The organism is Undibacterium sp. TJN19 (assembly GCF_049339485.1).
Classification (GTDB): domain Bacteria; phylum Pseudomonadota; class Gammaproteobacteria; order Burkholderiales; family Burkholderiaceae_D; genus Undibacterium.
This window is the reverse complement of sequence record NZ_JBMPPL010000001.1, coordinates 157,973-182,618: the sequence shown is the minus strand read 5'-3', so window position 1 is coordinate 182,618 and position 24,646 is coordinate 157,973. Positions and strand designations below refer to the sequence as shown.

At 52.5% G+C, this 24,646-nt stretch carries 24 protein-coding genes; 15 read left to right on the top strand and 9 right to left on the bottom strand.

Annotation, left to right across the window (positions count from 1 at the left end):
• Nucleotides 1-11 precede the first annotated feature (11 nt).
• Nucleotides 12-1,007: a YncE family protein gene (locus tag ACO0LH_RS00795; RefSeq protein ID WP_422939132.1), complete on the top strand. Its 996-nt coding sequence runs from the start codon at nucleotides 12-14 to the stop codon at nucleotides 1,005-1,007.
• Nucleotides 1,008-1,061: 54 nt separating this feature from the next.
• On the opposite strand, the gene ACO0LH_RS00790 is transcribed toward ACO0LH_RS00795, so the two are convergent.
• Nucleotides 1,062-2,099, bottom strand: a complete 1,038-nt coding sequence (locus ACO0LH_RS00790; RefSeq protein WP_422939131.1) for a histone deacetylase family protein — start codon at nucleotides 2,097-2,099, stop codon at nucleotides 1,062-1,064.
• Between the two features lie 134 nt (nucleotides 2,100-2,233).
• Between ACO0LH_RS00790 and ACO0LH_RS00785 the strand changes: the two genes are divergently transcribed.
• From ACO0LH_RS00785 to bla, 4 genes are all read left to right on the top strand, one after another.
• Nucleotides 2,234-2,716: an Lrp/AsnC family transcriptional regulator gene (locus ACO0LH_RS00785; protein WP_422939130.1), complete on the top strand. Its 483-nt coding sequence runs from the start codon at nucleotides 2,234-2,236 to the stop codon at nucleotides 2,714-2,716.
• Nucleotides 2,717-2,878: 162 nt separating this feature from the next.
• Nucleotides 2,879-3,388, top strand: a complete 510-nt coding sequence (locus ACO0LH_RS00780) for a MarR family winged helix-turn-helix transcriptional regulator (protein ID WP_422939129.1) — start codon at nucleotides 2,879-2,881, stop codon at nucleotides 3,386-3,388.
• Between the two features lie 37 nt (nucleotides 3,389-3,425).
• On the top strand, nucleotides 3,426-3,827 hold the full coding sequence (locus tag ACO0LH_RS00775) for a DUF1398 domain-containing protein (RefSeq protein ID WP_422939128.1): 402 nt from the start codon (nucleotides 3,426-3,428) through the stop codon (nucleotides 3,825-3,827).
• 157 nt (nucleotides 3,828-3,984) lie between these two features.
• Nucleotides 3,985-4,944: a subclass B3 metallo-beta-lactamase gene (gene bla, locus ACO0LH_RS00770; protein ID WP_422939127.1), complete on the top strand. Its 960-nt coding sequence runs from the start codon at nucleotides 3,985-3,987 to the stop codon at nucleotides 4,942-4,944.
• 97 nt (nucleotides 4,945-5,041) lie between these two features.
• Here bla and ACO0LH_RS00765 read toward each other — a convergent pair whose 3' ends face one another.
• Together ACO0LH_RS00765 and ACO0LH_RS00760 are read right to left on the bottom strand one after the other, a co-directional pair.
• Nucleotides 5,042-5,410 (bottom strand): MmcQ/YjbR family DNA-binding protein, encoded by a 369-nt coding sequence (locus tag ACO0LH_RS00765; RefSeq protein WP_422939126.1) that lies wholly within the window; start codon nucleotides 5,408-5,410, stop codon nucleotides 5,042-5,044.
• A gap of 134 nt (nucleotides 5,411-5,544) precedes the next feature.
• A complete protein-coding gene (locus ACO0LH_RS00760) occupies nucleotides 5,545-5,985 on the bottom strand; it encodes a hypothetical protein (RefSeq protein WP_422939125.1) in 441 nt (146 codons plus the stop codon).
• Nucleotides 5,986-6,134: 149 nt separating this feature from the next.
• Here ACO0LH_RS00760 and ACO0LH_RS00755 point away from each other — a divergent pair, with 149 nt between their 5' ends.
• From ACO0LH_RS00755 to ACO0LH_RS00735, 5 genes are all read left to right on the top strand, one after another.
• Nucleotides 6,135-6,992: a helix-turn-helix domain-containing protein gene (locus ACO0LH_RS00755; RefSeq protein WP_422939124.1), complete on the top strand. Its 858-nt coding sequence runs from the start codon at nucleotides 6,135-6,137 to the stop codon at nucleotides 6,990-6,992.
• A gap of 72 nt (nucleotides 6,993-7,064) precedes the next feature.
• Nucleotides 7,065-7,706, top strand: coding sequence for a glutathione S-transferase family protein (locus ACO0LH_RS00750; protein WP_422939123.1), 642 nt, complete (start codon nucleotides 7,065-7,067; stop codon nucleotides 7,704-7,706).
• A gap of 131 nt (nucleotides 7,707-7,837) precedes the next feature.
• Nucleotides 7,838-9,529 carry an SEL1-like repeat protein gene (locus ACO0LH_RS00745; RefSeq protein ID WP_422939122.1) on the top strand — a complete coding sequence of 564 codons (1,692 nt, stop codon included), beginning with the start codon at nucleotides 7,838-7,840 and terminating at the stop codon, nucleotides 9,527-9,529.
• 144 nt (nucleotides 9,530-9,673) lie between these two features.
• Nucleotides 9,674-11,062, top strand: coding sequence for a tetratricopeptide repeat protein (locus ACO0LH_RS00740; protein ID WP_422939121.1), 1,389 nt, complete (start codon nucleotides 9,674-9,676; stop codon nucleotides 11,060-11,062).
• Between the two features lie 66 nt (nucleotides 11,063-11,128).
• On the top strand, nucleotides 11,129-13,291 hold the full coding sequence (locus ACO0LH_RS00735) for a tetratricopeptide repeat protein (RefSeq protein WP_422939120.1): 2,163 nt from the start codon (nucleotides 11,129-11,131) through the stop codon (nucleotides 13,289-13,291).
• A gap of 337 nt (nucleotides 13,292-13,628) precedes the next feature.
• Here the strand turns inward: ACO0LH_RS00735 and ACO0LH_RS00730 are convergent, their stop codons facing one another.
• Nucleotides 13,629-14,324 carry a short chain dehydrogenase gene (locus ACO0LH_RS00730; protein ID WP_422939119.1) on the bottom strand — a complete coding sequence of 232 codons (696 nt, stop codon included), beginning with the start codon at nucleotides 14,322-14,324 and terminating at the stop codon, nucleotides 13,629-13,631.
• A gap of 78 nt (nucleotides 14,325-14,402) precedes the next feature.
• Here ACO0LH_RS00730 and ACO0LH_RS00725 point away from each other — a divergent pair, with 78 nt between their 5' ends.
• The gene (locus ACO0LH_RS00725; protein WP_422939118.1) at nucleotides 14,403-15,305 is read left to right on the top strand and encodes a LysR family transcriptional regulator; all 903 of its coding nucleotides are present in this window, start codon (nucleotides 14,403-14,405) and stop codon (nucleotides 15,303-15,305) included.
• Nucleotides 15,306-15,442: 137 nt separating this feature from the next.
• On the opposite strand, the gene ACO0LH_RS00720 is transcribed toward ACO0LH_RS00725, so the two are convergent.
• The 5 genes from ACO0LH_RS00720 to ACO0LH_RS00700 form a co-directional block, all read right to left on the bottom strand.
• The gene (locus tag ACO0LH_RS00720) at nucleotides 15,443-15,970 is read right to left on the bottom strand and encodes a YcnI family protein (protein WP_422939117.1); all 528 of its coding nucleotides are present in this window, start codon (nucleotides 15,968-15,970) and stop codon (nucleotides 15,443-15,445) included.
• Nucleotide 15,971: 1 nt separating this feature from the next.
• The gene (locus ACO0LH_RS00715; protein ID WP_422939116.1) at nucleotides 15,972-16,184 is read right to left on the bottom strand and encodes a hypothetical protein; all 213 of its coding nucleotides are present in this window, start codon (nucleotides 16,182-16,184) and stop codon (nucleotides 15,972-15,974) included.
• A gap of 17 nt (nucleotides 16,185-16,201) precedes the next feature.
• Nucleotides 16,202-16,678, bottom strand: a complete 477-nt coding sequence (locus ACO0LH_RS00710; protein WP_422939115.1) for a copper chaperone PCu(A)C — start codon at nucleotides 16,676-16,678, stop codon at nucleotides 16,202-16,204.
• A gap of 9 nt (nucleotides 16,679-16,687) precedes the next feature.
• Nucleotides 16,688-17,299 carry an SCO family protein gene (locus tag ACO0LH_RS00705; RefSeq protein WP_422939114.1) on the bottom strand — a complete coding sequence of 204 codons (612 nt, stop codon included), beginning with the start codon at nucleotides 17,297-17,299 and terminating at the stop codon, nucleotides 16,688-16,690.
• A 147-nt stretch (nucleotides 17,300-17,446) separates the two neighbouring features.
• Nucleotides 17,447-17,851, bottom strand: coding sequence for a DUF2946 domain-containing protein (locus ACO0LH_RS00700; RefSeq protein WP_422939113.1), 405 nt, complete (start codon nucleotides 17,849-17,851; stop codon nucleotides 17,447-17,449).
• A 292-nt stretch (nucleotides 17,852-18,143) separates the two neighbouring features.
• Here ACO0LH_RS00700 and ACO0LH_RS00695 point away from each other — a divergent pair, with 292 nt between their 5' ends.
• The 4 genes from ACO0LH_RS00695 to ACO0LH_RS00680 all read left to right on the top strand — a co-directional run bounded on the left by ACO0LH_RS00695 (nucleotide 18,144) and on the right by ACO0LH_RS00680 (nucleotide 24,644).
• Complete coding sequence (locus tag ACO0LH_RS00695; protein WP_422939112.1) at nucleotides 18,144-18,563, top strand: hypothetical protein; 420 nt, start codon at nucleotides 18,144-18,146, stop codon at nucleotides 18,561-18,563.
• 83 nt (nucleotides 18,564-18,646) lie between these two features.
• Nucleotides 18,647-19,984: a TolC family protein gene (locus ACO0LH_RS00690; protein ID WP_422939111.1), complete on the top strand. Its 1,338-nt coding sequence runs from the start codon at nucleotides 18,647-18,649 to the stop codon at nucleotides 19,982-19,984.
• Nucleotides 19,981-21,501 carry an efflux RND transporter periplasmic adaptor subunit gene (locus tag ACO0LH_RS00685; RefSeq protein ID WP_422939110.1) on the top strand — a complete coding sequence of 507 codons (1,521 nt, stop codon included), beginning with the start codon at nucleotides 19,981-19,983 and terminating at the stop codon, nucleotides 21,499-21,501. The genes ACO0LH_RS00690 and ACO0LH_RS00685 overlap by 4 nt, the downstream gene beginning before the upstream one ends.
• Nucleotides 21,498-24,644 (top strand): efflux RND transporter permease subunit, encoded by a 3,147-nt coding sequence (locus ACO0LH_RS00680; protein ID WP_422939109.1) that lies wholly within the window; start codon nucleotides 21,498-21,500, stop codon nucleotides 24,642-24,644. Before ACO0LH_RS00685 ends, ACO0LH_RS00680 begins: the two co-directional genes overlap by 4 nt.
• Nucleotides 24,645-24,646: the final 2 nt, after the last annotated feature.

Here is a 24,646-nt window from a genome sequence, read left to right as displayed (position 1 = left end):
TAAAGAAACCTATGAAAAAGCATCAAGCAAAAATACTGATTTGCGCATCGCTGAGCTTGCTTGGCAGCCTGCCATGTATACCGGCACAGGCTGCTGAAACAGCTTATGGCCTGGTACAACAATGGCCCCTGGGTAAAGCCAGCAAGTGGGATTATCTGGACATTGACCCCGTACGTAACCGGCTTTTCCTGAGCCGTAGCGATCATGTACAGGTGCTGGATCTGGCGACCGGCAAACCGGTTGGCGATATCGCCAACACAGCTGGTGTACATGGTGTGGCTTTTGCACAGGATTTAAAGATTGGCTTTACCAGCAATGGCCGTGCCGACTCCGTCACGGTATTCGATCTTGACAGCCTGGCGGTCAAACAGGAAATCAAAGTCAGCGGCCATAATCCTGATGCGCTGCTGTATGAACCCGCCAGTCACAAGCTGTTTGCCTTCAATGGCAAATCGGCCAATGTGACGGTGATAGACGCGCAAACCTTGCAAGTCGTGGCAACCATCGCCAGCACCGGCAGGCCTGAATTTGCCGTCTCGGATAACGCTGGCAAAGTGTATTTCAATGTCGAAGACAAGGGCGAACTGCATGTCATTGATGTCGCCAGCAATCAGCTGGTTGCCAAGTGGCCGCTCAAGCATTGTGAAGAGCCGACTGGCCTGGCGATGGATGTTGCCCATAGCCGCTTGTTTTCTGTCTGTCATAACAAGACCATGGTCGTGACCGATGCCAAAACCGGCAAGCAGGTCAGCCGCGTGGCAATTGGTGAACATCCTGATGCCGTCATCTATGATTCAGAAACGGCCAGCATCTTTTCTTCCAATGGTGATGGTGGTGGCAGCCTGACAGTCATCAGCCAGAAAGATGCCGATCATTATGCCGTGGTCGAGAATGTCAAAACCGCACAGGGTGCCAAGACCATGGCCATGGATATGAAAACCAGGCGCATCTATTTGCCTGCCATCCTGAACGATCAGTTCACTGTGATGACTTTCGCAAAAAAATAACCCGGTTACTTCAGCTTGTTTCAGCAAAAACGGCGGCAAGATTTTGCCGCCGTTTTAATTTTCCCCTTCAAACCCCAGCAAGACATTGGCGACATTGACGCCGATGTCATCCACCATATAACCACCTTCCATGACAAACAATGTGGGTTTGCCAAGGGTGGCGATCATGGCGCCCATGCGCAGGTAATCGCTGTTTTCCAGTCTGAACTGGCTGATCGGGTCATCCTTGAAGGTATCGATACCTAATGAAATGACGAGGGCGTCTGGCGCGAATACTGCCAGCTTTTTGCAGGCATCGGCCAGGGCAAGGCTGTAGGTATCCCAGTTCGTGCCGTGCGGCAGCGGGTAGTTATGGTTGAAACCCCTGCCATCACCATGCCCACATTCATCCTTATGCCCCAGAAAGTAGGGGTAAGAAGTCAGCGGGTCGCCATGCAGGGACACAAACATCACATCGCTGCGGCCATAAAAAATACCTTGTGTGCCATTGCCGTGGTGATAATCGACATCCAGCACAGCAACGCGGGCAGCGCCGCGGCGTATGAAATCCTGTGCAGCAATGGCGGCATTATTGAGGTGGCAGTAACCGCCCATGTATTCTGTCGATGCATGATGACCAGGCGGACGACACAGTGCAAATGCCTGCCGGGTATTTGCTGAAGTGCTGATGATGTCGGCACCAGTCAGCGCGAGGTTGGCGCTGGCACATACTGCTTCCCAGGTACCTGCCGTGATAGGTACCCCGGCATCCATCGCATAAAACCCCAGTTTACCGTCGATGTGAACAGGTTCGATATCAGTGCGCAAATCACGCACCGGCCAGACCAGCGGCAGCGCATCATGTTGACGGCCCAAGGCTGCCCAGTTGGCCCAGGCATTTTGCAGAAAATCGACATAGCGCTCACTGTGCACCGGGCTGTACATGCTGACCGGGTAATCATGCGGCGCGATGATGTCGCCCAAACCCAGGTCTTTGATGCGCGCCAGGACGGTATCAGCGCGGCCCGGCATTTCCACGCAGGGTTTCAACATGCCGTCTTTGAGTTCCGTGCCGTGATGCAGATGGTGTTTGTCACTATAGATGGTCAGCATTTTTTTTTGCTCTCGCAGGCTAGGGTTGACGGTCGGTACGGGAATGATTATGAGCCTGCCAGGCAGAAATTACTTTGCTTTATTGCCTGATGCAAGCTTATGATTTGAGTCAAATCAACTCAAAAATAGACGAAATGAAAAACAAACACCTCAAAAAGCCACTGGATGACGTTGATTTAAACATTCTGCGTCAATTGCAGGCAGACGGTAGTCTGTCCAACGCCAAGCTGGCAGAGCGCCTGTCGCTGAGTGTGACGCCATGCTGGCGTCGCATACGCAGGCTGGAAGAAGAGGGTTTTATTGAAGGTTATCAGGCTAACCTGAACCGCCGCAAACTCGGCTTTGATGTATTGGCCTTTGTGCACCTGTGTTTTGATATCCATACCGATGATTCGGCAGACCGGTTTGAAGAGGCCGTGCTGACTTATCCAGAAGTCTTGTCCTGCCACAAGATCACCGGCAAGGCGGATTACCTGTTGCAGGTGGTTGCCGAAGACCTGGATCGCTATGGCGAATTTGTTGAACATATCCTGCGCCGCCTGCCTGGCGTGACCTCCATCCATTCCAGCCTGACCTTGCGCGAGATAAAGTCGTCCAGCCGTTTGCCGGTGTATTGAGACAGCACTGCGCTGTGCCTGACAGGCAAGCTGGCAGGCTTCATGCCTTGTCATGGCGATTCAAAATAAAACTTGCAAATAGTTTCCGTGGAAACTAAAATCACATCAAACCGTAACAGACATAAGATGCGCATACCTGTGATAAGCGCCATTGCGATGAATATGAAAAAAGTGAAACCATCAGAGCCCGCCATTGCACATGCAGGCACAGTCAGTGAACTTGAATCGCATCTGGGTTTCTGGCTGCGCTATGTATCGAATCATGTGTCGGGCCAGTTTGCCAGCATGGTGGAAGCGAATGGTGTTTCCGTGTCTGAATGGGTAGCGTTGCGCGCCTTGTATCCCGCAGGGCATACCGGCAGCACCAGAGTATTTTCTGCTGCGGACCTGATGGATGCACTGGGTATGACAAAAGGGGCCGTGTCCAAGATCGTGACGCGCCTCGAAGACAAAGGTCTGGTAAGGCGTGTCATTGTGGATACCGATAAACGGGCGCAGCAAATCATGCTGACCAAAGCTGGCATGGCATTGGTACCAACGCTGGCTGCATCGGCTGATCAGAATGACCAGGCATTTTTTGGTCACCTGAGCGCAACTGAGCGCAAAGAGTTGATGAGCAGCATGAAACTCATAGTCAGCATGTGCGGGCTGAAACAATTACCGGTGGACTAAAGCACCGCCATTGAATATTGATGACCGGGAGAGAAAAATGGAAAATACAGTCAGCGAAACCATCACGCAATGCGCGCAGGCGTCTTATGCAGGTACGATGAGTTTTGGCGCCATTGTCGGCAAGCTGATGGTGGCGGGAGTTGAGTCCTATCATGCAGACTATCGTCATGCGGATACAACTTACTACCTGCCAGACGGTGAAACGATGGTGATCGCGCTGCATGCACCGGCAATACCGGTTGCTGAAAATTTTGATACGGCTGCCTTGCAGGCGGCAATACGTGGTGCGCAAGCTGGTGCGGTGAAATATCCAGAATTTTTGCAACTCTCCATGGCTGCCGGTTGTGTCGGTTATCTGGTCTGGATAAACGGGCGGCATGTGATTTATTTTGGCCGTCGTGGTGAAACGCATGTAGAGCATTTTCCAGCGGCCAGTTAAACCCGCGCAACCAGCCTCTTTTAGACTATATCTTTTAAATAGAATTGATAGCGCTGTTTCCCGGGTAGTCACGAAATAGAAAATTATTTCTAGAATAAATTTTCTAGAAATGTTATTCTACATCTTGCGTGAACAATATTCCCCTGGAGAGAAATGCATGAAGATCTTAGCTATCGCTTTTTTGTTAATGGCCAGCATCGCTGGCAACGTCAGCGCACAGACCCCGGATACACCGGTCAACTGTGATAGTTGCGAAGAATGGAACCAGCCAGTCAAGCCGTTCAATATATTTGGCAACACCTGGTATGTTGGTGTCAAAGGCTTGTCAGCCGTGCTGGTGACTGGCCCGAAGGGTCATATCCTGCTGGATGGCGGCATGCCCCAATCGGCACCCTTGATAGCAGCAAATATCAGGGCGCTCGGCTTTCGTGTCGAGGACGTGAAATTCATCCTCAATTCACATGCGCACTGGGATCATGCCGGCGGCATACACGCACTGCAACGCGCGACGGGGGCCGTCGTGGTGGCCAGCGCGTCGGCTGCGAAGGTACTCCAGAGCGGCACCAATGGGGTTGATGATCCGCAATACCAGGCCACGCCTGTGATCAACATCGCCAGGGTAGACAAGGTCAAGGTGATAGGCGAGGGCGATGTCGTGACAGCAGGCCCGCTGGGCCTCACTGCTCATATGACGCCTGGCCATACACCCGGCGGCACGACCTGGACCTGGGTTTCCTGCGAAGGCTCGCGTTGTCTGAACGTGGTCTATGCCGACAGCCTCAATCCCTATGCCAGTGGTGATTTCAGATATACAGGAAATAGCAGCGATCAGGGCAACGGCAAGAATAAAACCGCCGATATTTCCGTCTCCTTCGCAGCCAGCATCGCCAGGGTCGCAGCGCTGAAATGCGACATCATTATTTCTGTACATCCCAATATGACCGATGTCATGGAAAAAGCTGCCAAACGTACGGCCGACAGCAATCCATTCATCGACGCTAATGGTTGCCGCGATTATGCAAAAGAAGCCAGCGACTTATTGAGCAAACGCCTGGCAATGGAACGCGGCGAGGTGATACCGGGCGCAGCAAAGGACACAGCACATCACAGCCACTAGCGATCATTGAAGTCAGCAGGCGTTTTGTCATTGCTCAGATTATTTGCACAGAGCAGGAAAAGCGATAACGTGATGATGCTCTACGTGCAGACCGCGCTTAAGCGGCCTGCCCCTGCAAAATCTCGGTCTGCCTTTTCTTTGTTAAGCCCGACAAGGCTTTGCGGTAAGAATAGGCCAGCAGTTCCAATAGATAATCTTCCGGGAATGTCGTTATATCAACGATGGTCACCCAGTGAAAGCGGCCCATGTAGCGGGCCGGTTTGACGCCGGGGGTGTCGGTGAGTTCAAGAAAACGGTCGGGTGAAACCCGTATGCTGAAACGCCATTGTTCCGGTTCGCTGGTTTTAAAATACGCAAACGTTTTATCGTCAATGCTGTACACCAGGATATTGCTGGGTGCAGCTGACAGTCTTTCTTGCGCACCGATAAAGCTGGCACAGTGTTTTTTCAGAGCAGGCAGTTTCATCAGATGACATAGTCTTGGTATTGCGAATATGGCAATCATACCGCAAATTGATCAACAGGCGCTTTCTGCTCAATTTGCTGCTCAGTTTGCGGTAGAGTTTGCGGCACACTTGTTACAGCGCCTGCTGATTCCCTTCATTTGCGCAAGCCGCGATATTCCAGCACTGCCAGCGTCACGACGACCAGGGCTTGTGCTGCGACAAAGATCATTCCCAGCACGGTTGCATCAAACCAGACTTCGATCGCCAATATGCTGGCGATGACCCAGCCAACATTGCCGATGATGACCAGCCAACTCAACGCGGCAGGCGGGTGTTCTTGCGTGCCGGCACGGCTGGTGAACCACATCAGCGCAGCACAGGGGAACAAGGCAAGCCCGGCCATGAAGATGAAATTTTTTGGCAGACCCAGTAAGCCGGAAAGCACGCCAGCCGCAGCCACCAGCAAAATGCCCATGGCGAGACAGGTCAGTGCGTCGAATAAAAAAATTGTTCTTGGATTCAATCCGGTGATGGCATTGGTAGCGGCATTGGCGGCATCCGTATTTGCAGTGGCTTTTGAAGTAACGGTGGTCATGATCAATCTCCAGTTCGGTTAAGGAGCTTGCAGTTTCGTGCTTTGCGTGCAGCAAGTCGATTACCTCAGAGGTAATGGCTGCGCGGAAAAAAAAGCCCATAATGCTGACTCTGGTACTTCATGTGATAACAGGAAAACGGAGGCGATGAGTGAGCACTTCAACGAAAACACCACTTGGTGCACAATCCATGCAGCAGTCAGGGCATGATGCTTCGATAGGTGAGCTGATACGCGAATGCCGCAACCAGCGCAAACTGAGTCAGATGGACCTGGCGCTGGATATCGCCATCTCGCCCCGGCACTTGAGCTTTGTTGAAACTGGGCGGTCCAGACCCAGTGCCGAACTGCTGATGACGATTGCCAGCCAGCTTGATGTGCCCTTGCGGGCACGCAATACCTGGCTGCTGGCGGCGGGTTATGCGCCCAGATATACCGAGCAGGGGCTTGATTCTGCCCGCATGGTGCAGGTCAGGGCTGCCGTGCAGCGACTGCTGGATACGCATGACCCTTATCCAGGCGTGGCCCTTGACCGCCACTGGAATGTGGTATTGCATAACCATGCAGCGGCAAGACTCATGGGTTTGCTGCCGGCGGAATTAACATTGGGTGGCATCAATATCTTCCGTGCCAGCCTGCACCCACAAGGTTTTGCGGCTTACACCAAAAACTTCAATGAGTGGGGCGGCTATCTTTTGCAGGTGCTGCAAAGGCTGATGCTCAGCGCACGCGATGAAGCGCTCACGGCGCTGGCGCAAGAAGTCTATGCGTACCCTAACGTGATCGCGCTGAAAGAACACACCACAGTTGATGCCGTCAATGGCATCAAAAATGAACCCGCCTTGCTGGTGCCTTGCATATTGGAACTACACGGTCATGTACTGTCATTGTTCACCACCCTGACCACTTTTGGCAGCCCGCGTGACATTACCCTGCATGAATTATGCGTGGAATTATTTTATCCGTCCGATGAAAAGACCGGACAGTTTTTGAAAGCACAGGCGCAATAATAAAACAGCTGCCTGGGTTAGAATGATGGTCGTTTTTTGTTACTTCGTGCCACTTTCATACAGGATATCAAGATGCTCAAACTGCATTGCTTCGGTCAATCTGGTAACAGTTACAAAGTCGCTCTGGCTTTGCGCGTGATGAATATCCCCTGGCAGGCTGAATTTGTGGATTACATGCATGGTGCCACCCGTGGTGATGACTGGCGTGAAACCGCGAATGAAATGGGTGAAGTACCGGTGCTGGAAGATGGCGATATCAAACTGACGCAATCGGGCGTCATTCTACATTACCTGGCAGATAAATACGCGGTCTATGGTGGCAATGATGAAGCTGAAAAACGCGAGATCCTGCGCTGGATATTATTCGACAACCACAAGTTCACCAGTTATTTTGCCACTTACCGTTTCATGAAATCTTTTGGCCCTGCCGCGCCTGATATCACCCTCATGAACTGGTTGCGCAGCAGGATGGATGCAGCTTTTTCGATTGTCGAAAAGCACCTGGAAAATCGTGCGTTTTTGTTGGGTGAACAGATCAGCATCGCCGATTTTTCATTATGCGCTTACCTGTTCTATCCAGAGAATGAAAGCGCCTATGGCGTGCGCGAGCGCTACCCGCACATCGCCGCATGGCTGGATCGTATCCAGGCATTACCTGGCTGGGCTGGCCCATATGACATCATGCCCGGTGACTATATTGCACCGAAGTGGTAGCGCAATGGGCAGCTTGAATGCTGCCATGCAAAAATATTGTACAAACAGGGTACAAATATTGCCAAAGCCTGACCCTGTTGTTAGCATGTTGGCTGGCTTTATCAGCTTTTGCAGACAATTCAAGAAAATCAATGAAAAAAATTTTACTGCTGGTCAGTTTTGCACTGATCATGCATCCCGTGGCCAGTCTGGCCTATCCTGATGAGCCCACTGGACACATCGATTTCAAAGGTATCACACCGCTTGGTGGTGATAAATCCAAATCCTTGCAGGCATTGCGCGACTTGGCAGAAAAGGGCAATACAAGGGCGCAGAATGATCTGGGGCAGTTGTATTTTTTCGGCGATGTCGTTGAGCAGGACATGGCCGAGGCCGTCAAATGGTATCGCAAGGCAGCAGAAAAGGGTGACGCCCAAGGCCAAAGCAATCTGGGCCTGATGTACGTACAGGGCAATGGCGTGGCGCAGGATTATGCCGAAGCCGCCAACTGGATCAAGCAGGCAGCCGCGCAAGGCAATGCACCGGCACAGGCGCATCTGGGCATGATGTATCTGGATGGTCAGGGTGTCGTGCAAAACGTCGGCTATGCGCTGACCTGGATCAACAAGGCCGTGGCACAGGGAAATACGCTGGCACAATATAATCTGGCCACCATGTACCAGACCGGCAGAGGTGTGCGACAAAGTTATAACGATGCGCGTCGCCTGTATCAGCAGGCCGCTGAAAAAGGCCATGCCGGTGCCCAGTATGCCTTGGGCCTGTTGTATAAATCAGGCCTGGGTGTGCGTCAGGATTATGCTGAAGCTGTTACCTGGTATCGCCTGGCCGCAGACCAGGGCAATGCCGATGCCCGTGTCAATCTTGCTTATGCCTATGAAAAAGGCCAGGGCGTTATCCAGGACACCGATGATGCACTGAGGTGGTATCGTCTGGCCGCCGCCACTGGCGACGCCAAGGCGCAAGCCAGCCTCGGCGCAATTTATGCCAGTGGCAAACTGGTGCCACAGAATTTGCCGGAAGCGCTGAAATGGTATCGCCTGGCCGCTGCAAAAAATGACGCCAGTGCGCAATTCTATCTGGGCAATATGCATGCGCAAGGCAAGGGCTTGCCGCAAAGCGATGCTGAAGCCGTGAAATGGTATCGTCTGTCAGCTGCGCAGGGCTATACGACTGCGCAAATCAACCTGGCCTTGTTGTTGATGGAAGGCCGCGGCACGCAGCGCGATGATGCAGAAGCCCTCAAGTTATTGCGCCCGGCAGCAGAACAGGGCAATTTGCAGGCCCAATACTATCTGGGTTTGTTGTATGCCCAGGGGCAAGGTGTGCCACATGATTATGCCGAAGCCGTAAAATGGAACACACTGGCTGCTGAAAAAGGGCATGCCGGCGCACAGAACAATCTGGGTATGCTTTACCTGAATGGGCAGGGCGTGGAAAAAGACGTGGAAGCCGCGTTGAAATGGCTGCGGCGTGCAGCCGACCAGGGGTTGGCAGCGGCCCAGAACAACCTGGGCATGCGCTATGCAAAAGGGCAGGGTGTGCCGCAAAGCCATGCCGATGCACTCAAATTTTATCGCCTGGCCGCGCTGCAAAATGACGGATATGCGCAATTCAACCTGGCTACCAGCTACGAGCAGGGCCTGGGTGTCAAGCCTGATATCCCACTGGCGTATATGTGGTTTGCGCTGGCTGCCACGCCTGCATATCCCGAGGCATTGAAGAAAAAAGCCAGCCTGGCAAAGAAAATGAAAGCTGCGCAAATAGTCAAAGCCGATAACCTGGCGGCAGAATGCAAAAAGCAGGACTTTAAAAATTGCGGATAAATTCCGAGCATCCGCATCTTGAAAATACCAGGCATGATTAAAGCGAACATGATGAAGCCGATACGCGATCCAATACGCAAATCCATCAGAAAAACGGCAAACAAAACAGCTCACAAAACAGCACACAAAACAGCGCGTCAACCAATGGTAAATTTTTCTGGCGCGTTGAGCTTGGGTACCGTCTTGCTGGTTTGTGCACAGGTTTTGCTGCACCCTGTACCGGCATATGCCAGGCAAGCCGATGAGCTGAAGCAGGCGAAAGAAAAATTACTTGCCCCTACCATCACAGCGGTTGTGAACATGAAAGATCTGTCAGAGCGCGCCGAAAAAGGGGAAGCGCTGGCACAGCATCGCTATGGCGAAATGTTCGAGTATGGCCGCGGTGTCAAACAGGATATCGACGAAGCAATCAGATGGTACCGGCTGGCTGTTGCCCAGAGTTTTGCTGAAGCACAAGCCAGTCTTGGTCTTTTGTATGCCAATGGCAAAGGGGTAAAACAGGATGCTGTTGAAGCCGTCCGGCTTTACCGCCTGGCGGCAGCGCAAGGCAATGCCATGGCACAAAACAACCTGGGTGTGCAATATGCGCGGGGCCAAGGTGTGAAGCAGGATAATCTCGAAGCACTGAAATGGTACCGCCTGTCGGCTGAACAGAACTATACGACCGCCCAGGCAAACCTGGGTGCCATGTATTTGAACGGTAACGGCGTTGAGCAAGACTATGCGGTGGCCATGAAATGGTATCGGCTGGCAGCGGTAAAAAATAGCCTGATCGCGCAAAACAACATAGGCTTGATGTATGCACGTGGGCAAGGTGTGGATCAGGATTTTGCTGAAGCTGCCAAGTGGTACAAAATGGCCGCAGAGCGAGGTTTGGCCGCGGCGCAAAATAATCTGGCCGAACAATATATCAAAGGTAACGGGGTAGAGCAAAGTTTTGCCGAAGCCGTGACCTGGTATCGCCTGGCCGCAGCGCAAGGCAATGCTACGGCGCAAAACAACTTGGGCGTCAGGTATGAAAGAGGTGAAGGTGTCATGCAAAATAGTGCGACTGCCTCAGAATGGTATCGACTGGCGGCTGAGCAGGGCAATATCATTGCGCAAAACAATCTGGGTGTGCAACTGGCAAGTGGTCGCGGTGTCAAGCTGGATTATGTCGAAGCCGTCAAATGGTTCCGGCTCAGCGCCGACAAAGGCAACGCTACCGCGCAGGTCAATCTGGCGTTTCACTACAGCAAGGGGCAGGGGGTGGAAAAAGATGATGTGCAAGCCCTGAAGTTATATCGTCTGGCTGCTGTGCAGGGTGACCCTGTTGCGCAAAGCAGCCTGGGTGAAATCTATGAAAAAGGGCTGGAGGTCACACCAGACCCGGTCCTGGCGTATATGTGGTACAGCCTCAGCGCGCTTGCTGCCAATACGGGTGCGCAAAAAAAACGCGACAGCCTGGCGGGAAAAATGACACCGGACCAGATCAGCAAAGCAGAAGCAAAAACCATACAGTGCAAAAAACAGAAATTTGAAAATTGCCTGTAAAGTAGGGAGTGCCTGTGCGATTGTGCTGGCACTGTCGTCAATTGATATGTCCCGGATTTTAAAAATATGAAACCAATTTTATTGGCAGCCCTGCTCACTTCCCTGTTCATATCTGGGCTCACCCCACCTGACGCGCTGGCCGTGCCCATAGAAAACAGCAATGCCAATATCGAGACGGAGAAAAAAGCCAAACTGTTGAAAGAGGTACAGGTGAGGGCCGCAGCTGGTGATGCCCGGGCGCAGTACCAGCTGGGTTTGCGGCATGAGCTGGGGCAGGGTGTGCGCCAGGATGATGCAGAAGCTGTGCGCTTGTATGGTTTATCGTCAGCGCAAGCTTATGCTGCCGGTCAGTCCAGCCTCGGCTATATGTATTTTTTGGGTAAAGGCGTTTCGCAGGATTATGTACAGGCCGTCAGACTGTACAAACTGGCAGCCACGCAGGGATACAGTGATGCGCAAAATAATCTGGGTGCCATGTATGCCAGGGGCCAGGGCGTAGAAAAAGATGAAGCAGAGGCCATCAAGTGGTACCGGCAGGCTGCAGAGCTGGGCAACCCTCAAGCACAAAATAATCTGGGTTTGCTGTACCTGCGCGGCGACAGCACTGCGCAAGACTATGCCGAAGCGCAAAAATGGTTTCGTCTCGCGGTAGAACAGAAACATGCAGGCGCTCAGAACAACCTGGGCGTGATGCTCGAAAGTGGCCTCGGCATGGAAAAAAATCCTGTTGAAGCCGTCAACTATTACCGCATGGCCGCAGAGCAGGGTTACACGATTGCCCAGAATAATCTGGGCGTGAGTTATGCGCGTGGCCAGGGTGTGCCGCAAGATGATGTGGCTGCGCATACATGGTATCTGCTGGCTGCCAGCAAGGATGCACAGGCACAATACAATCTTGCCAACCAATATTTGAAGGGGCGCGGCGTCGCCAGGGATGAGGTAGAAGCCTTGAAGTGGTTTAAGCTCAGTGCAGAGCAGGGCTTTGTCACGGCACAAGTCGGCCTTGGCAATATGTATGAAAAAGGCCAGGGTGTCACGCGGGACCATACGGCGGCTTTGAAGTGGTACCGGCTGGCAGCCGACAATGGCAGTGCGCTGGCAAAGAGTTGCATGGCCCTGATGTATGAATTTGGGCGTGGTGTGCAACAGGATCATGCTGAAGCCATCAAATTATACAAACAGGCAGCAAGCCAGGGGGATGCACTGGCGCAAAACAACCTGGGCGTCTTGTATAAAAACGGCACCGGGGTACCACGTGATCTGGTTGAAGCGGGCAAATGGTTTCGCCTGGCTGCAGATAGCGGCTATGTCGTAGGTCAGTTCAATCTGGCTGTTGCCCTGTTTTATGCAGAAGGGATGAAGCAGGATTATCCTGAAGCATTGAGGCTCTACCAGATCGCGGCAGCCCAAGGGGACGCAGCAGCACAAAGCAATCTGGGTGTCATGTATGAACGTGGCCTGGCAACTGCACAAAGTTATACGCAGGCTTTGAAGTATTACCGCATGGCCGCAGACCAGAATAATGCCAACGGCCAGGCCAATCTGGGCAAGGTATATGAAAAAGGCCATGGCGTGGTACAGGATTATGATGTGGCCTTAAAATGGTACAGGTTGGCCGCTGCCAACGGCAGTGCCATGGCGCAAGCCAGTCTTGGGTTTATGAGTGAACGCGGGCGCGGTGTGCCGCAGGACTATACCGAAGCTGTCAAATGGTACAAACTGGCCGCCGCGCAGGACAATGCCGTTGCACAAAATAACCTCGGCGTCATGCTGGAAAAAGGCCAGGGTTGCACACGTGATCCGGCTGCCGCGCTTAAGTATTATCGTCTGTCGGCAAACCAGGGTTATGCCATCGCACAGGGCAATCTGGGTGTCATGTACGCTGTTGGCCAGACCGTCAAAAAAGACTATGCCGAAGCCCTGAAATGGTACCGGCTGGCTGTGGCACAGGATGATGCATTTGCACAAGCTTCTCTGGGCTTCATGTATGAAAAAGGCCAGGGTGTGCCACAGGATTACGCCGAAGCCCTGAAATGGTATCGCCTGTCAGCCGCCCAGGGCAATACCAACGGCCAGGCTTATCTGGGTCTGATGTATGAATATGGCCGTGGTGTTAAACAGGACAAGGTCGAAGCGCATAATCTATTCAGGCTGGCAGCGGCGCAGGGCAACCCCATAGCCCAGCGCATGATAGGTTCCACGTATGGGGCTGGCAAACCAGTTAACTAGAACTCATTTCATAAATAGGGGTGAATGCGAACAAGGCGATTTGGGATGCAGTGCAAGGCGTGACGCGCAGCTAAGGCGTCCGCCTTTGCAAGCGGCGCAACGCAGCAATGCGCCCAAATCGTCAGTTCCCGAAGGGTTTGCCTCATAGCGGGGGCTCGACTGTGTAGGACTCGTTGTCAATAGCACCACTATTGACGGCCTCGTCCGCCTTGCCAGCCCACGCTATGAGGCAAACGCATCTCATCCCTATTTATGAAATGAGTTCTAGAGCGACGCCGGAAGGACCTGGCCGGCATTACGGGCGCAAATGCGTTTGCGCCCGGCTTTCACGCCTGACCTAGCGCACCCGGTATACCTGGCCAGTTTGCGCACCTTCGACACTGCGGCTATACGCCTGCCCTACACGTAGCGATGACACTGTTTCAAAACCACGGAAATACTCACCAAATACGGCGACAGAATCTTCCAGCAAGCCAGGACTGATGACATTGATGCGCAAGCCACGCGGCAATTCGATCGCTGCACCACGCACAAAGCCTTCCAGTGCAGCATTCACCATCGCGGCACTGGCACCATTGCGTATGGGTTCGTCACCGACAACACCGCTGGTCAGGGTGATGGAGCCGCCATCGTTGAGGTAGTCACGGGCAATCTGCGCGACATTGACCTGGCCCATCAACTTGTCATTGAGACCGATGTGAAAATGCTCTTCCTGCATCGTTGCCAGAGGGCCAAAATGTACATGCCCGGCTGCAACCACCACCGCATCGACCTTGCCGGTTTTTTCAAACAACTGGCGGATCTGGGTCGTGTCACTGATGTCTGCCTGAAAATCGCCAGCACTGCGGCCAACGCGGATGATCTCATGTCGTGCTGCCAGTTCACTGGCAACGGCTTTACCTATGGTGCCATGCGCACCGATGATGATGATTTTCATTTCATGTCCTTGAGCTTGTTTTGAGTACGAGGTGGCGATAAAAGCCAGGTGTCTTGTTGAATTCTGTTTTACTGCATGGGATGAAGTATCAGGCATTTTGAAATACAGATAAATGCGTTAGAATTTTATAAATTGCTAAGCGATGGTTAGTAATAAACCGTCATACAGAGAAAAATGGATAAATTACGCAGCATGGAAGTGTTTGTCGCCGTTGTCGATGCAGGCAGTTTTACGGCTGCGGCAGCCCTATGCGATATTTCTCCGGTGATGGTGGGCAAGCACATCGGTTTTCTCGAAAGCCTGCTGGGTGCACGCCTGCTGACACGCACCACGCGTCGCCAGAGCCTGACAGAACTGGGCATGCAATATGCCGACCAGTGCAAGGCCATTCTGGCGCAGATCAGGGATGCCGAATCAGGTGCGGCCAGGTTGCGTGGCGGTGCGCGGGGTTTGCTGAAGATCAGTTCGCCCGTCACTTTCGGCAGTGAATTGCTGGCCCCTGCCATGGTGGATTACCTGGCCCAATACCCGGAAATGCAGGCCGACCTGCACCTCAATGACCGCCTGGTGGATGTTGTTGACGATGGTTTCGACGCAACCATACGCATAGGCACGCTGGAAGATTCCACCCTCATCGCTAGGGCGTTGCAGCCTTACAGGATGATGATCTGCGCGGCACCTGCCTACCTGGCGCGCAAAGGCATACCACAGACCCCGGCTGATCTGGTGCAACATCAATGCCTGGATTTTCTGCACTGGAACAAGCATGTGCGATGGCGCCTGACAGAAGATGCATCGAGCATCCCCGTCAGCCGCCTGCGCTCGAATAACGGCCAGGCACTGAAGTGCGCTGCCGTAGCTGGTTTTGGGATTGTCATGCAGTCAGAAATACTGCTTGCCAGCGAAGTTGCCGCCGGCCGCCTGGTACCTTTGCTGGATGACTATGTGCCCGCACCGCGCCCCATGCATTTGCTGTATCCGCGTGACCGCCAGCCAACGCCCAAGCTATTAACCTTTATCGACTTCATGCTTCAACGTTTTGGTCTGACACGGTCGGCGGGGACGAAGAAAAAATAGGCAGCGCCACTGTTGTCCTCAATATCAGGGGCGCCGCCGCAAATTATATGTTGCATGTGCTGTCATCCTTGGATGCGAAGCCGGTTGTGAACTCGGCTTCTGCTCAAGCTTCAATGTCTTTCAGCTTGCAACAAGTCTTAGTGCTGGTGAGTGCCGTTGACTGGTGCTTTGGTCGTCACTTCCAGCATGGGCGCAGGTGCCTTCAGGTCTTGCCCGCTCTGGCCGTCTTTGGGTATTTCTATCCAGTCCAGACGGCCTTTTTCGCAAAGCTGCGTGACTTTGAAATACAGTTTTCCCGGCGTGTCGGGCAGCTTGACGTGGATGGAAAATTCATCGTAATACGCATCGGGCAACAAGCCTTCATTCCAGCTTATTTCGGTCACGTCCTTGCTGATGGTTTTGCCGTGCGACTGATAAGCTTTGGCCAGGGCTTCTGTGACGATATTGATTTTCCAGCCTGGCTTGGGCATGGGTTTCGCGCCCATGACGCCATCTGGAAGGTGGACGGTAATGTTATTCGTACCGCTGCCTTCGCAGCCATGGCCGACCTTGAATGTCAGCTTCTGGTAAGCACCTGCATTGGCGCTGGTTTGTTCCAAAGTGATGTGGGCGCTGGCATGCTGGGCGAAGCAGGCAGCCAGAATAAAGAGTGCGTAGTTTTTCATATCAGACCTGTAGAGTAGAGGTGTTTGTCTTGCCTGGTTCATCGATGCGCTGGAATTCTATGCGGGGTGATGCAGGCCTGGTTTGTCGCGTTTGAACATGCTGGTTCAGGTAAAAAACATAGGCATGCCATACGCCCAGGGCGCAAATGGCTGCCACATTGAAGCTACGAAATACCCTGACCAGCAGGGACGCAGTGTTGATTGTTGTGCGCATGAGATTTCCTGAAGTTTTTAGTGCTGCATGGCGCTGCTGCTGCTTTGATTCAAGGGCTTTGCCAGTGCCTTGATTTCAAGGGTTTCGCGCTTCCTGTTTTTGTTTTCGATGACAAGGGTGATGGGTATCATGTCGCCATCTTTGACCTGGGCTTTCAGGTCGATCAGCATCACATGATAGCCGCCGGGCTTTAATTCAATCAGCTTGCCAGCAGGCAGATCCAGGCTGCCGACGGCACGCATTTTCATGACCTGGTCTTTCATTTCCATCTGATGCAGTTCGACCGTGGCGGCCGCCGGTGAACGTACTTCGACCAGGCGGCTGTCTTGCGCAGCCGTGATTTGCATGAATGCACCCGTGGTTTTTTGCTGCGCCACCGTTGCCCTTACCCACGCATCATTGACTTTGACTTGCGCCTGTGCCGTGCCCAGGCAGCTTAGCAATAATACGAGTGGTGTCAATGCAGATACACCGGTTTTGAATTTGATTTTCATGAAAGTTCCTTAAAGTAAAGTCGATGCAGACTGCATCAGGGTGCGCAGGTCTTGTGCACACTGAGCCGCAGTCTGTTCATGTTTAAAGGCCAGGCGTATGCGCCCGGCGGCATCAAACACATAGGTGATGGCGGTGTGATCCATGGTGTAAGAACTGCCGTTAGGTATCTTCTCGTAAAACACCTTGAAGTCTTTTGCGACCTGCGCAGTTTCTGCCAGGCTACCCCGCAGACCGAGAAAACTCGGGTCGAAAGCACGCATGTATTCTGCCAGCAGTTCCTGGGTATCGCGTTCCGGGTCTATGGTGACAAACAAGACCTGTACGCGCTTGCCGTCTGCGCCCAACTGCTTGCGGATATTGACAGCGCGTGTCAGCGCCGTGGGACAAATATCCGGGCATTGCGTGAAACCAAAAAATAGCATCACATATTGCCCCTTGAAGTCAGCCAGGCTGTGCGCGCGCCCGTCAGAACCCTGCAATTGCAATGCCTGCCCATAAGGGGCACCCGTGATATCGATGGCAGTAAATTTCTCTGCCCTGCGCTGGCAGCCCGCAAGCGTGACTAACCCTGCGCCAAGTATCAGAGGTGTCAGGGCGCGTATAAAAGATCGGCGTTGCATGTTCAATCCTTCGCCGGTGTTGAGTATGACAATGACACCGCCGAAGTGCGTGTCAATGATAGATAGGCTGACATGAGCCCTCCTGTGTATGCACGTGTAAATGCCTGAATTCCCTCAAGGGAAAAAATCAGGGATGTTTAAAGGTGATCAGGAAAACTGTGGTGGCGCGCGCGGATTGGCGCGTGACCATGAGAACAAAGGGGAGGGTGATTGGTAGAACAGCGATGGGTATACTGCCTGCCCGCCAGCAATGGCAAAGCGCATGCTATCGGTGGCAGGCAGGATGAATGATGCAGCATGACTGCTGCAGTAAGGGCAATGTTGCAGGTGATGCGTAACTTTGTCTGCCGGTGTTTTCGTGGTCTTGCTGATGAGCTTGCCCTGATCAGTCGCAACAAATTTCGACCCGGTGGTAGAACAGATTTCCTGCCAGCCGGATTTGTTGTCAGCCATTGCCAGAGCATGAGAAAGGGAAGGCGCAAGTGCATTGAACAGTATCGCCAGACAGGCGAGCCAGACATGCAGCTTCATGCGTTTCAAAATCTTTTCCATGGGCATGATTATACGCAAAATACCTTCAAATTGCCCAAGGTAGTCAAACTTGCCGTGTCGGTAGAAAATTTTGATTTTGATTCGGTAATGGGTATAAAAGCACCTTGCCATGACCTTAAACAACTTGGTCGTATAGTCAGCTTTGACCGCTGTGGCGAATGTTTGTAGAGGTTTGTAGTGCGATCTGTCAGTTTTTTGGTTTCGCAACGACCAATGTTTGTCGGGACAGACTGATCTTGACCTTGGCCATCTTACTAACTATGATGCTTTTAGAAAAATCACCAGCTTGTTCATGAAATTATCCCAACGATCTCGCCTGTTAGCTGCCTTCATCGTGCTCTTTAGCATGCTGTTCATGCAGTTTGCCCTGGCTGCTTATACCTGCCCGGGTATGACAAAGGGTGATAATCAGGGAAATGCACAGACTCAAGTCGCCATGTTTGTTGACAACGCAACCATGTCTAATTGCGAAGGTATGGATGTCGATCAGCCTGGACTTTGTCATGCGCATGCGCAGAATGAGTGGAGCAAGCAGTCTCTGGATAAACCTTCATTACCCGATGTACAGGCCTTTATGCCCATTGGTGTCGTGCTGGTGATACAAAATGTCGATCTGGTTGCCGCCAAAATACATGCAAAACCCGCTTCCAAATTATTAAGTCATACGACAGCGCCGCCCATCGCTATACGCCACTGCTGTTTCCGCATTTAAGCTCCCCGATAGTCACTTTTTCATTGTCACGCTGACCAGCGTGTGCTTTGTCATTTCCTTATGTGTTGCTGTCTGGAGTTGTCATGTTATTTTTCCATTTCCTGTCCATGCCTGCCCGGCATGGCTTGTGGTCGCGTCTTGTCGGCGTGATCCTCCTTGCGAATTTGCTCGCCTTATCCTCGCCTGCCGTATTGGCTACAGATATTCCACTCACTTTGGGGCAGGCACAACAACTGGCTGTGGCGCGTTCAAGTCAGTTGCATGCCCAAGACCTTGCGGTCAGGGCATCACGCGATATGGCAGTCGCTGCCGGTCAGTTAGCTGATCCCGTTTTAAAGCTTGGTGTTGACAATCTGCCAGTCACTAGCCCCGATCGCGGCAGCTTCACCAGTGATTTCATGACCATGCGTCGCATCGGTGTCATGCAAGAGCTGACCGGTAGCGACAAACGCCAGTTACGCGCCGACCGGTATGCCCATGCCGCGGATAAATTTCTGGCAGAGAAGGCCAGTGCCATTGCGGCGATTCAGCGTGACACTGCCATTGCCTGGCTTGACAGCTACTATGCAGAACGCATGGCTGCTTTGGTCGCAGAACAGGTAAGTCAAGCCAGATTGGAAATCGAGGCAGCAGAAAGCAGTTACCGCGCTGGTCGTGGCAGTCAGGCGGATATCTTTGCGGCGCGTAGTGCTCTTGGTATGGCAGAAGACTGTGTCAGCGAAATCCAGCGCAAAGTCCGTTACGCCAGGACGATGTTAAGCCGCTGGACCGGTGTTGCCGAACTCCCATTGGCAGGTGAACCTAGTCTTGACAATATCCGTCTGGATTTATCAGCGCTGGCCAAGTCCCTGGCCCATCATCCCCAGATTACAGTATTGAACAGGCAAACGGAAATCGCTGAAACGGACGCAAAACTTGCCGAAGCCAATAAGAAACCAGACTGGACGGTCGAACTTGCCTTTCAGCAGCGTGGCCCGGCTTATTCCAATATGGTATCGATTGGCATATCCGTTCCTTTCCAGTGGGACCAAAAGAATCGCCAAGACCGGGAATTATCGTCCAAGCTGGCAATAGTCGAACAGGCCCGCGCCGAGCGCGACGAAAGCTTGCGCGCCCATGTTGCTGAAACCACAACGATAATAGACAAATGGAAAAATGACCTGGAGCGCAATACTCGCTATGAACGTGAATTGATACCACTGGCTAAAGAACGTACTCAAGCCACGCTGAGTGCCTATCGTGGTGGAAAGTCCAATCTGGCTGATGTATTGCTTGCGCGTCGTAATGAGATTGATGTGCGACTACAAGCGTTGCAATTGCAGGCGGATACTGCCCGTCTTTGGGCGCAGCTCAATTTTCTGTTTCCTGCTGATGTAGATGGCATGAATTCAGCCAAATCCACGATCAGGGATATGCCATGAACAATAAAAAAATCATCGTTGCCCTGGCCGCCGTTGGCGCGTTGACTGGAAGTGGATATGGGTTTTATCACCTGGGGCTTCATCAGGGGATGAAAGAAGTCGGCAGGCTGGTTACAGGCGCTTCGACATCCACTTCGGTAACAAGTGACAGGAAGGTACTGTACTGGCATGACCCCATGGTTCCTGCACAAAAATTTGATAAACCGGGAAAATCACCTTTCATGGACATGCAACTGGTGCCGGTCTATGCCGATATTGCAGATGCAGCCGGAGAAGACAGCGTCAGAATCAGTCCAGGCGTGCAACAGAATCTGGGTATACGTTTTGCCGAGGTCGCCAATGGCAAACTGACAGCGGACATATCAGCAGTCGGTACTGTAGCCTATAACGAACGTGATGTTGCTATGGTACAGGCGCGTAGCAATGGCTTTGTGGAAAAACTTTACGTGCGTGCGCCTCTGGATGTAGTCAGGAAGGGGCAAGCCCTGGCCGAGCTGTATGTACCAGACTGGGTCGCCGCGCAGGAGGAATATCTGACGGCACGACGGATGGAGGCCGCTGGCATGCAAGGCTTGCAGGAGGCCGCCAGACAGCGCATGCGTCTTGTCGGCATGAGCGATGAACAGATTGGCAAGGTGGTGGCCAGCGGTAAGCTGTATCCACGCATCACATTAACTGCACCGTTCAGTGGTGTCGTCTCGGAACTGGCTATACGTGATGGCATGACAGTCATGGCAGGTGCGCCATTATTGCGTATTAATGGCATCGCGACGATATGGGTGATTGCCGATATCCCTGAAAACCTGTCTGCTCAAGTACGTCAGGGTAATGCTGTCCAGGCAAGCATACCTGCGCTGCCTGGCACGGTTTTTCATGGCAAGGTCAGCGCCATACTTCCTCAGATCGACCAGACTACCCACACCCTGAAAGTTCGCATCGAATTGAACAATCCTGAAGGCCGATTGGTGCCAGGCATGTTCGCCAATCTGCATTTTGGTTCACAAACACAAAACGATATTTTGCAAGTGCCTAGCGAAGCGGTCATCACCACCGGAACCCGCAGCGTGGTCATGCTTGCCCGGAATGAGGGAAGATTTGTGCCGGTGGAAGTAGAGACCGGGAACGAAGCGAACGGACTCACTGAAATTCGTAAGGGTTTGCAAGCTGGACAAAGGGTCGTGGTTTCAGGTCAGTTCCTGATCGATTCCGAAGCCAGTCTTAAAGCGACAGGGAACCGCATGGGCGATACCCAGAAAACTGTGACTGATAAAGTATCTGGCGTAACGCATCAAGGTACTGGAAAAATCGAGAAAATAGATAAAAATCAAATCACCTTATCGCACGACCCCATCCCATCCTTGCAGTTGGGGGCAATGACCACGGGCTTCCAGTTGCCGGCCAGCGGCTTGCCACGCAACGTGGAAGTTGGCGATATGGTTATTTTTGATATACGCCCCTTTAAAGAAGGCGTGTACCAGATTGTCACCATTTCACCTGTGGTGGGGGTAAGGAAATGATCGCTAAATTGATACGTTGGTCCATCGCCAACCGCTTGCTGGTTTTGCTTGCTACGCTGATGATCACGGCCTGGGGTATCTGGTCTTTGGCGCGCACGCCGCTGGACGCGATTCCTGATCTGTCGGATATACAAGTCATTATCCGTACTAACTACCCCGGCCAGGCACCCCAGATCGTCGAGAACCAAATCACCTATCCCTTGACTACCACGATGCTGTCGGTGCCTGGTGCCAAGACTGTGCGCGGCTATTCTTTTTTTGGTGATTCCTTTGTCTATGTATTGTTTGAAGATGGTACTGATATGTACTGGGCGCGTTCGCGCGTACTGGAATACCTGAACCAGGTGCAGTCACGCTTACCTCCTCAAGCCAAAGCGTCGCTTGGCCCGGATGCGACTGGTGTCGGCTGGGTATATGAATATGCCTTGGTGGATCGCAGTGGCAAGACGGATTTATCGCAATTGAGGGCCATACAAGACTGGTTTTTGAAATATGAATTGAAGTCAGTTCCGAATGTGTCAGAGGTTGCGAGCATAGGCGGCATGGTGCGCCAGTACCAGATTCAGCTCGATCCAGACAAGATGCGCGCCTACAACATTGCACATGGAAAAATCATTGAAGCTGTGCAGAAGGCCAATCAGGAAAACGGTGGCTCGGTACTGGAACTGGGCGAAGCCGAATATATGGTACGTGCATCGGGTTACCTGAAGTCACTGGATGATTTTCGTAAAATACCTTTGATGGTGACAGATGCCGGCGTGTCCGTGCGCTTGGGTGATGTGGCCCGCATTCAGATCGGGCCAGAAATGCGGCGCGGCATCGCTGACTTGAACGGTGAAGGCGAAGTCGCTGGTGGCGTGATCGTCATGCGGTCTGGCAAGAACGCATTGGAAGTGATTGATGCGATCAAAACCAAACTGGAAAAGCTCAAAGCCAGCCTGCCTGCTGGCGTGGAAGTTGTCACCACTTATGACCGCTCCAGTCTTATCAATCGCGCTATCAGGAACCTGCAAGAGAAATTGATAGAAGAATTCATTGTAGTAGCCATCGTGTGCGCCATTTTTCTGTTTCATTTACGCTCAGCCGTAGTGGCCATCGTCACTTTGCCAGTAGGTATCCTGATTGCTTTCATCGTCATGTATTACCAGGGTGTGAATGCCAATATCATGTCTCTGAGTGGAATCGCCATTGCCGTCGGCGCGATGGTTGATGCCGCAGTTGTGATGATAGAGAATGCTCACAGACATATCGAAGCTTGGAACCATGCACATCCTGATGAAAAACTTCAGGGTGAAATGCATTGGCGGGTGATCGCCAATGCTGCGGCTGAAGTAGGTCCTGCATTGTTTTTTTCATTGCTCATCATTGTCTTATCCTTTATTCCGATTTTTACCCTTGAGGAACAGGAGGGGCGTTTATTCTCGCCGCTGGCTTTTACCAAAACCTATGCCATGGCAGCGGCAGCATGCTTGGCAGTGAGCTTGATACCGGTATTAATGGGTTACCTGATCCGTGGCAAGATTCCAGATGAACAAAAAAACCCGCTGAATCGCTTCCTGATTGCCTGTTACCGGCCCTTGCTGGATGTGGTGTTGCGCTTTCCCAAAATTACTCTGGTGTTTGCCGCAATGCTGGCCCTCTTGACAGTCTGGCCACTGGCTCACCTGGGCGGTGAGTTCATGCCACCACTTGACGAAGGTGATTTGCTGTATATGCCGTCTGCACTTCCGGGCATCTCTGCGGGCAAGGCTTCAGAATTGCTTCAGCAGACAGATCGATTGATCAAGACCGTGCCGGAAGTCAAAACAGTATTCGGCAAGGCTGGTCGTGCCGAAAGTGCGACAGACCCTGCGCCGCTGGAAATGTTTGAGACGACCATACAATTCAAGCCGCAAGATCAATGGCGCTCTGGCATGACGACCGATAAACTGATCGATGAACTGGATCGCATAGTCAAAGTCCCTGGATTATCCAATATCTGGGTGCCACCGATCCGGAATCGCATCGACATGCTGGCAACCGGTATAAAGAGCCCAGTGGGCGTAAAAGTGGCGGGTGCCAGCCTGAAAGAAATAGACCGGATTACTGGCGATATTGAGCGCGTCATCAAAAACCTTCCGGGCGTGTCTTCTGCTCTGGCAGAAAGACTCAACGGCGGACGCTATATCGATGTCGACATCAACCGCGATACTGCGTCACGATACGGTCTGAATATTGCGGATGTGCAGAGCATCGTCTCCGCAGCGATTGGTGGTGACAACATTGGCGAAACCGTCGAGGGTTTGCAACGTTTCCCTATCAATGTGCGTTATCCGCGAGAGCTGCGCGACTCAGTCGAAAAACTGCGCCAGCTACCTGTGCTGACCGGGCGCGGAGCGCAAATCCGCTTGGGTGACGTGGCAGAAATTCACATTAATGACGGGCCCCCCATGCTAAAGAGCGAGAATGCGCGCTTGTCAGGCTGGGTCTATGTCGATATCCGTGATCGGGATCTCAGCTCGGCGGTTCATGAAATGCAGGAAGTCGTTGCCAGAGAAGTCAAGCTGCCGGCAGGGTATTCAATCGTCTGGTCTGGCCAGTTTGAATATCTGGAACGCGCTGCCGCCAAATTGAAAATCGTCGTGCCAGCAACTTTGCTGATCATCTTTGTATTGCTGTACCTGACATTCAGACGTGTCGATGAAGCAGCACTGATCATGGCGACTTTACCATTTGCTCTGGCTGGTGGGATCTGGCTGCTATGGGGGCTGAGACACAATCTTTCGGTGGCAAGCGGTGTCGGTTTTATCGCATTGGCTGGTGTTTCGGCTGAATTTGGCGTGATCATGCTTTTGTACCTGAAGCAGGCGTGGGAAGAGCGTATCACCAATGGAGCAGTCAACGAGCTAGATTTACTTGATGCCATTCGAGAAGGGGCGGTACTGCGGGTGCGACCAAAGGCGATGACAGTTGCGGTCATCATTGCAGGTCTGATTCCCATCATGTTCGGTACTGGAACCGGATCGGAAGTCATGAAGCGTATCGCTGCACCCATGGTGGGTGGCATGATTACCGCGCCGTTGCTGTCGATGTTTGTTGTGCCAGCAGTATATTTACTATTACGTCGAAGGGAACTAAGAAAAATATGTAGCGTAATTTACTAATA

Bases quoted from the DNA above. Each gene is read 5' to 3' on its own strand.
- ACO0LH_RS00715 (WP_422939116.1), bottom strand. From the start codon at position 16,184: ATGCGCACAACAATCAACACTGCGTCCCTGCTGGTCAGGGTATTTCGT.
- ACO0LH_RS00725 (WP_422939118.1), top strand. From the start codon at position 14,403: ATGGATAAATTACGCAGCATGGAAGTGTTTGTCGCCGTTGTCGATGCA.
- ACO0LH_RS00700 (WP_422939113.1), bottom strand. From the start codon at position 17,851: ATGGAAAAGATTTTGAAACGCATGAAGCTGCATGTCTGGCTCGCCTGT.
- ACO0LH_RS00775 (WP_422939128.1), top strand. From the start codon at position 3,426: ATGGAAAATACAGTCAGCGAAACCATCACGCAATGCGCGCAGGCGTCT.
- ACO0LH_RS00765 (WP_422939126.1), bottom strand. From the start codon at position 5,410: ATGAAACTGCCTGCTCTGAAAAAACACTGTGCCAGCTTTATCGGTGCG.
- ACO0LH_RS00730 (WP_422939119.1), bottom strand. From the start codon at position 14,324: ATGCCTGATACTTCATCCCATGCAGTAAAACAGAATTCAACAAGACAC.
- ACO0LH_RS00790 (WP_422939131.1), bottom strand. From the start codon at position 2,099: ATGCTGACCATCTATAGTGACAAACACCATCTGCATCACGGCACGGAA.
- ACO0LH_RS00695 (WP_422939112.1), top strand. From the start codon at position 18,144: ATGAAATTATCCCAACGATCTCGCCTGTTAGCTGCCTTCATCGTGCTC.
- ACO0LH_RS00720 (WP_422939117.1), bottom strand. From the start codon at position 15,970: ATGAAAAACTACGCACTCTTTATTCTGGCTGCCTGCTTCGCCCAGCAT.
- ACO0LH_RS00795 (WP_422939132.1), top strand. From the start codon at position 12: ATGAAAAAGCATCAAGCAAAAATACTGATTTGCGCATCGCTGAGCTTG.
- ACO0LH_RS00780 (WP_422939129.1), top strand. From the start codon at position 2,879: ATGAAAAAAGTGAAACCATCAGAGCCCGCCATTGCACATGCAGGCACA.
- bla (WP_422939127.1), top strand. From the start codon at position 3,985: ATGAAGATCTTAGCTATCGCTTTTTTGTTAATGGCCAGCATCGCTGGC.
- ACO0LH_RS00785 (WP_422939130.1), top strand. From the start codon at position 2,234: ATGAAAAACAAACACCTCAAAAAGCCACTGGATGACGTTGATTTAAAC.
- ACO0LH_RS00745 (WP_422939122.1), top strand. From the start codon at position 7,838: ATGAAAAAAATTTTACTGCTGGTCAGTTTTGCACTGATCATGCATCCC.
- ACO0LH_RS00690 (WP_422939111.1), top strand. From the start codon at position 18,647: ATGTTATTTTTCCATTTCCTGTCCATGCCTGCCCGGCATGGCTTGTGG.
- ACO0LH_RS00735 (WP_422939120.1), top strand. From the start codon at position 11,129: ATGAAACCAATTTTATTGGCAGCCCTGCTCACTTCCCTGTTCATATCT.
- ACO0LH_RS00710 (WP_422939115.1), bottom strand. From the start codon at position 16,678: ATGAAAATCAAATTCAAAACCGGTGTATCTGCATTGACACCACTCGTA.
- ACO0LH_RS00750 (WP_422939123.1), top strand. From the start codon at position 7,065: ATGCTCAAACTGCATTGCTTCGGTCAATCTGGTAACAGTTACAAAGTC.
- ACO0LH_RS00740 (WP_422939121.1), top strand. From the start codon at position 9,674: ATGGTAAATTTTTCTGGCGCGTTGAGCTTGGGTACCGTCTTGCTGGTT.
- ACO0LH_RS00705 (WP_422939114.1), bottom strand. From the start codon at position 17,299: ATGCAACGCCGATCTTTTATACGCGCCCTGACACCTCTGATACTTGGC.
- ACO0LH_RS00685 (WP_422939110.1), top strand. From the start codon at position 19,981: ATGAACAATAAAAAAATCATCGTTGCCCTGGCCGCCGTTGGCGCGTTG.
- ACO0LH_RS00680 (WP_422939109.1), top strand. From the start codon at position 21,498: ATGATCGCTAAATTGATACGTTGGTCCATCGCCAACCGCTTGCTGGTT.
- ACO0LH_RS00760 (WP_422939125.1), bottom strand. From the start codon at position 5,985: ATGACCACCGTTACTTCAAAAGCCACTGCAAATACGGATGCCGCCAAT.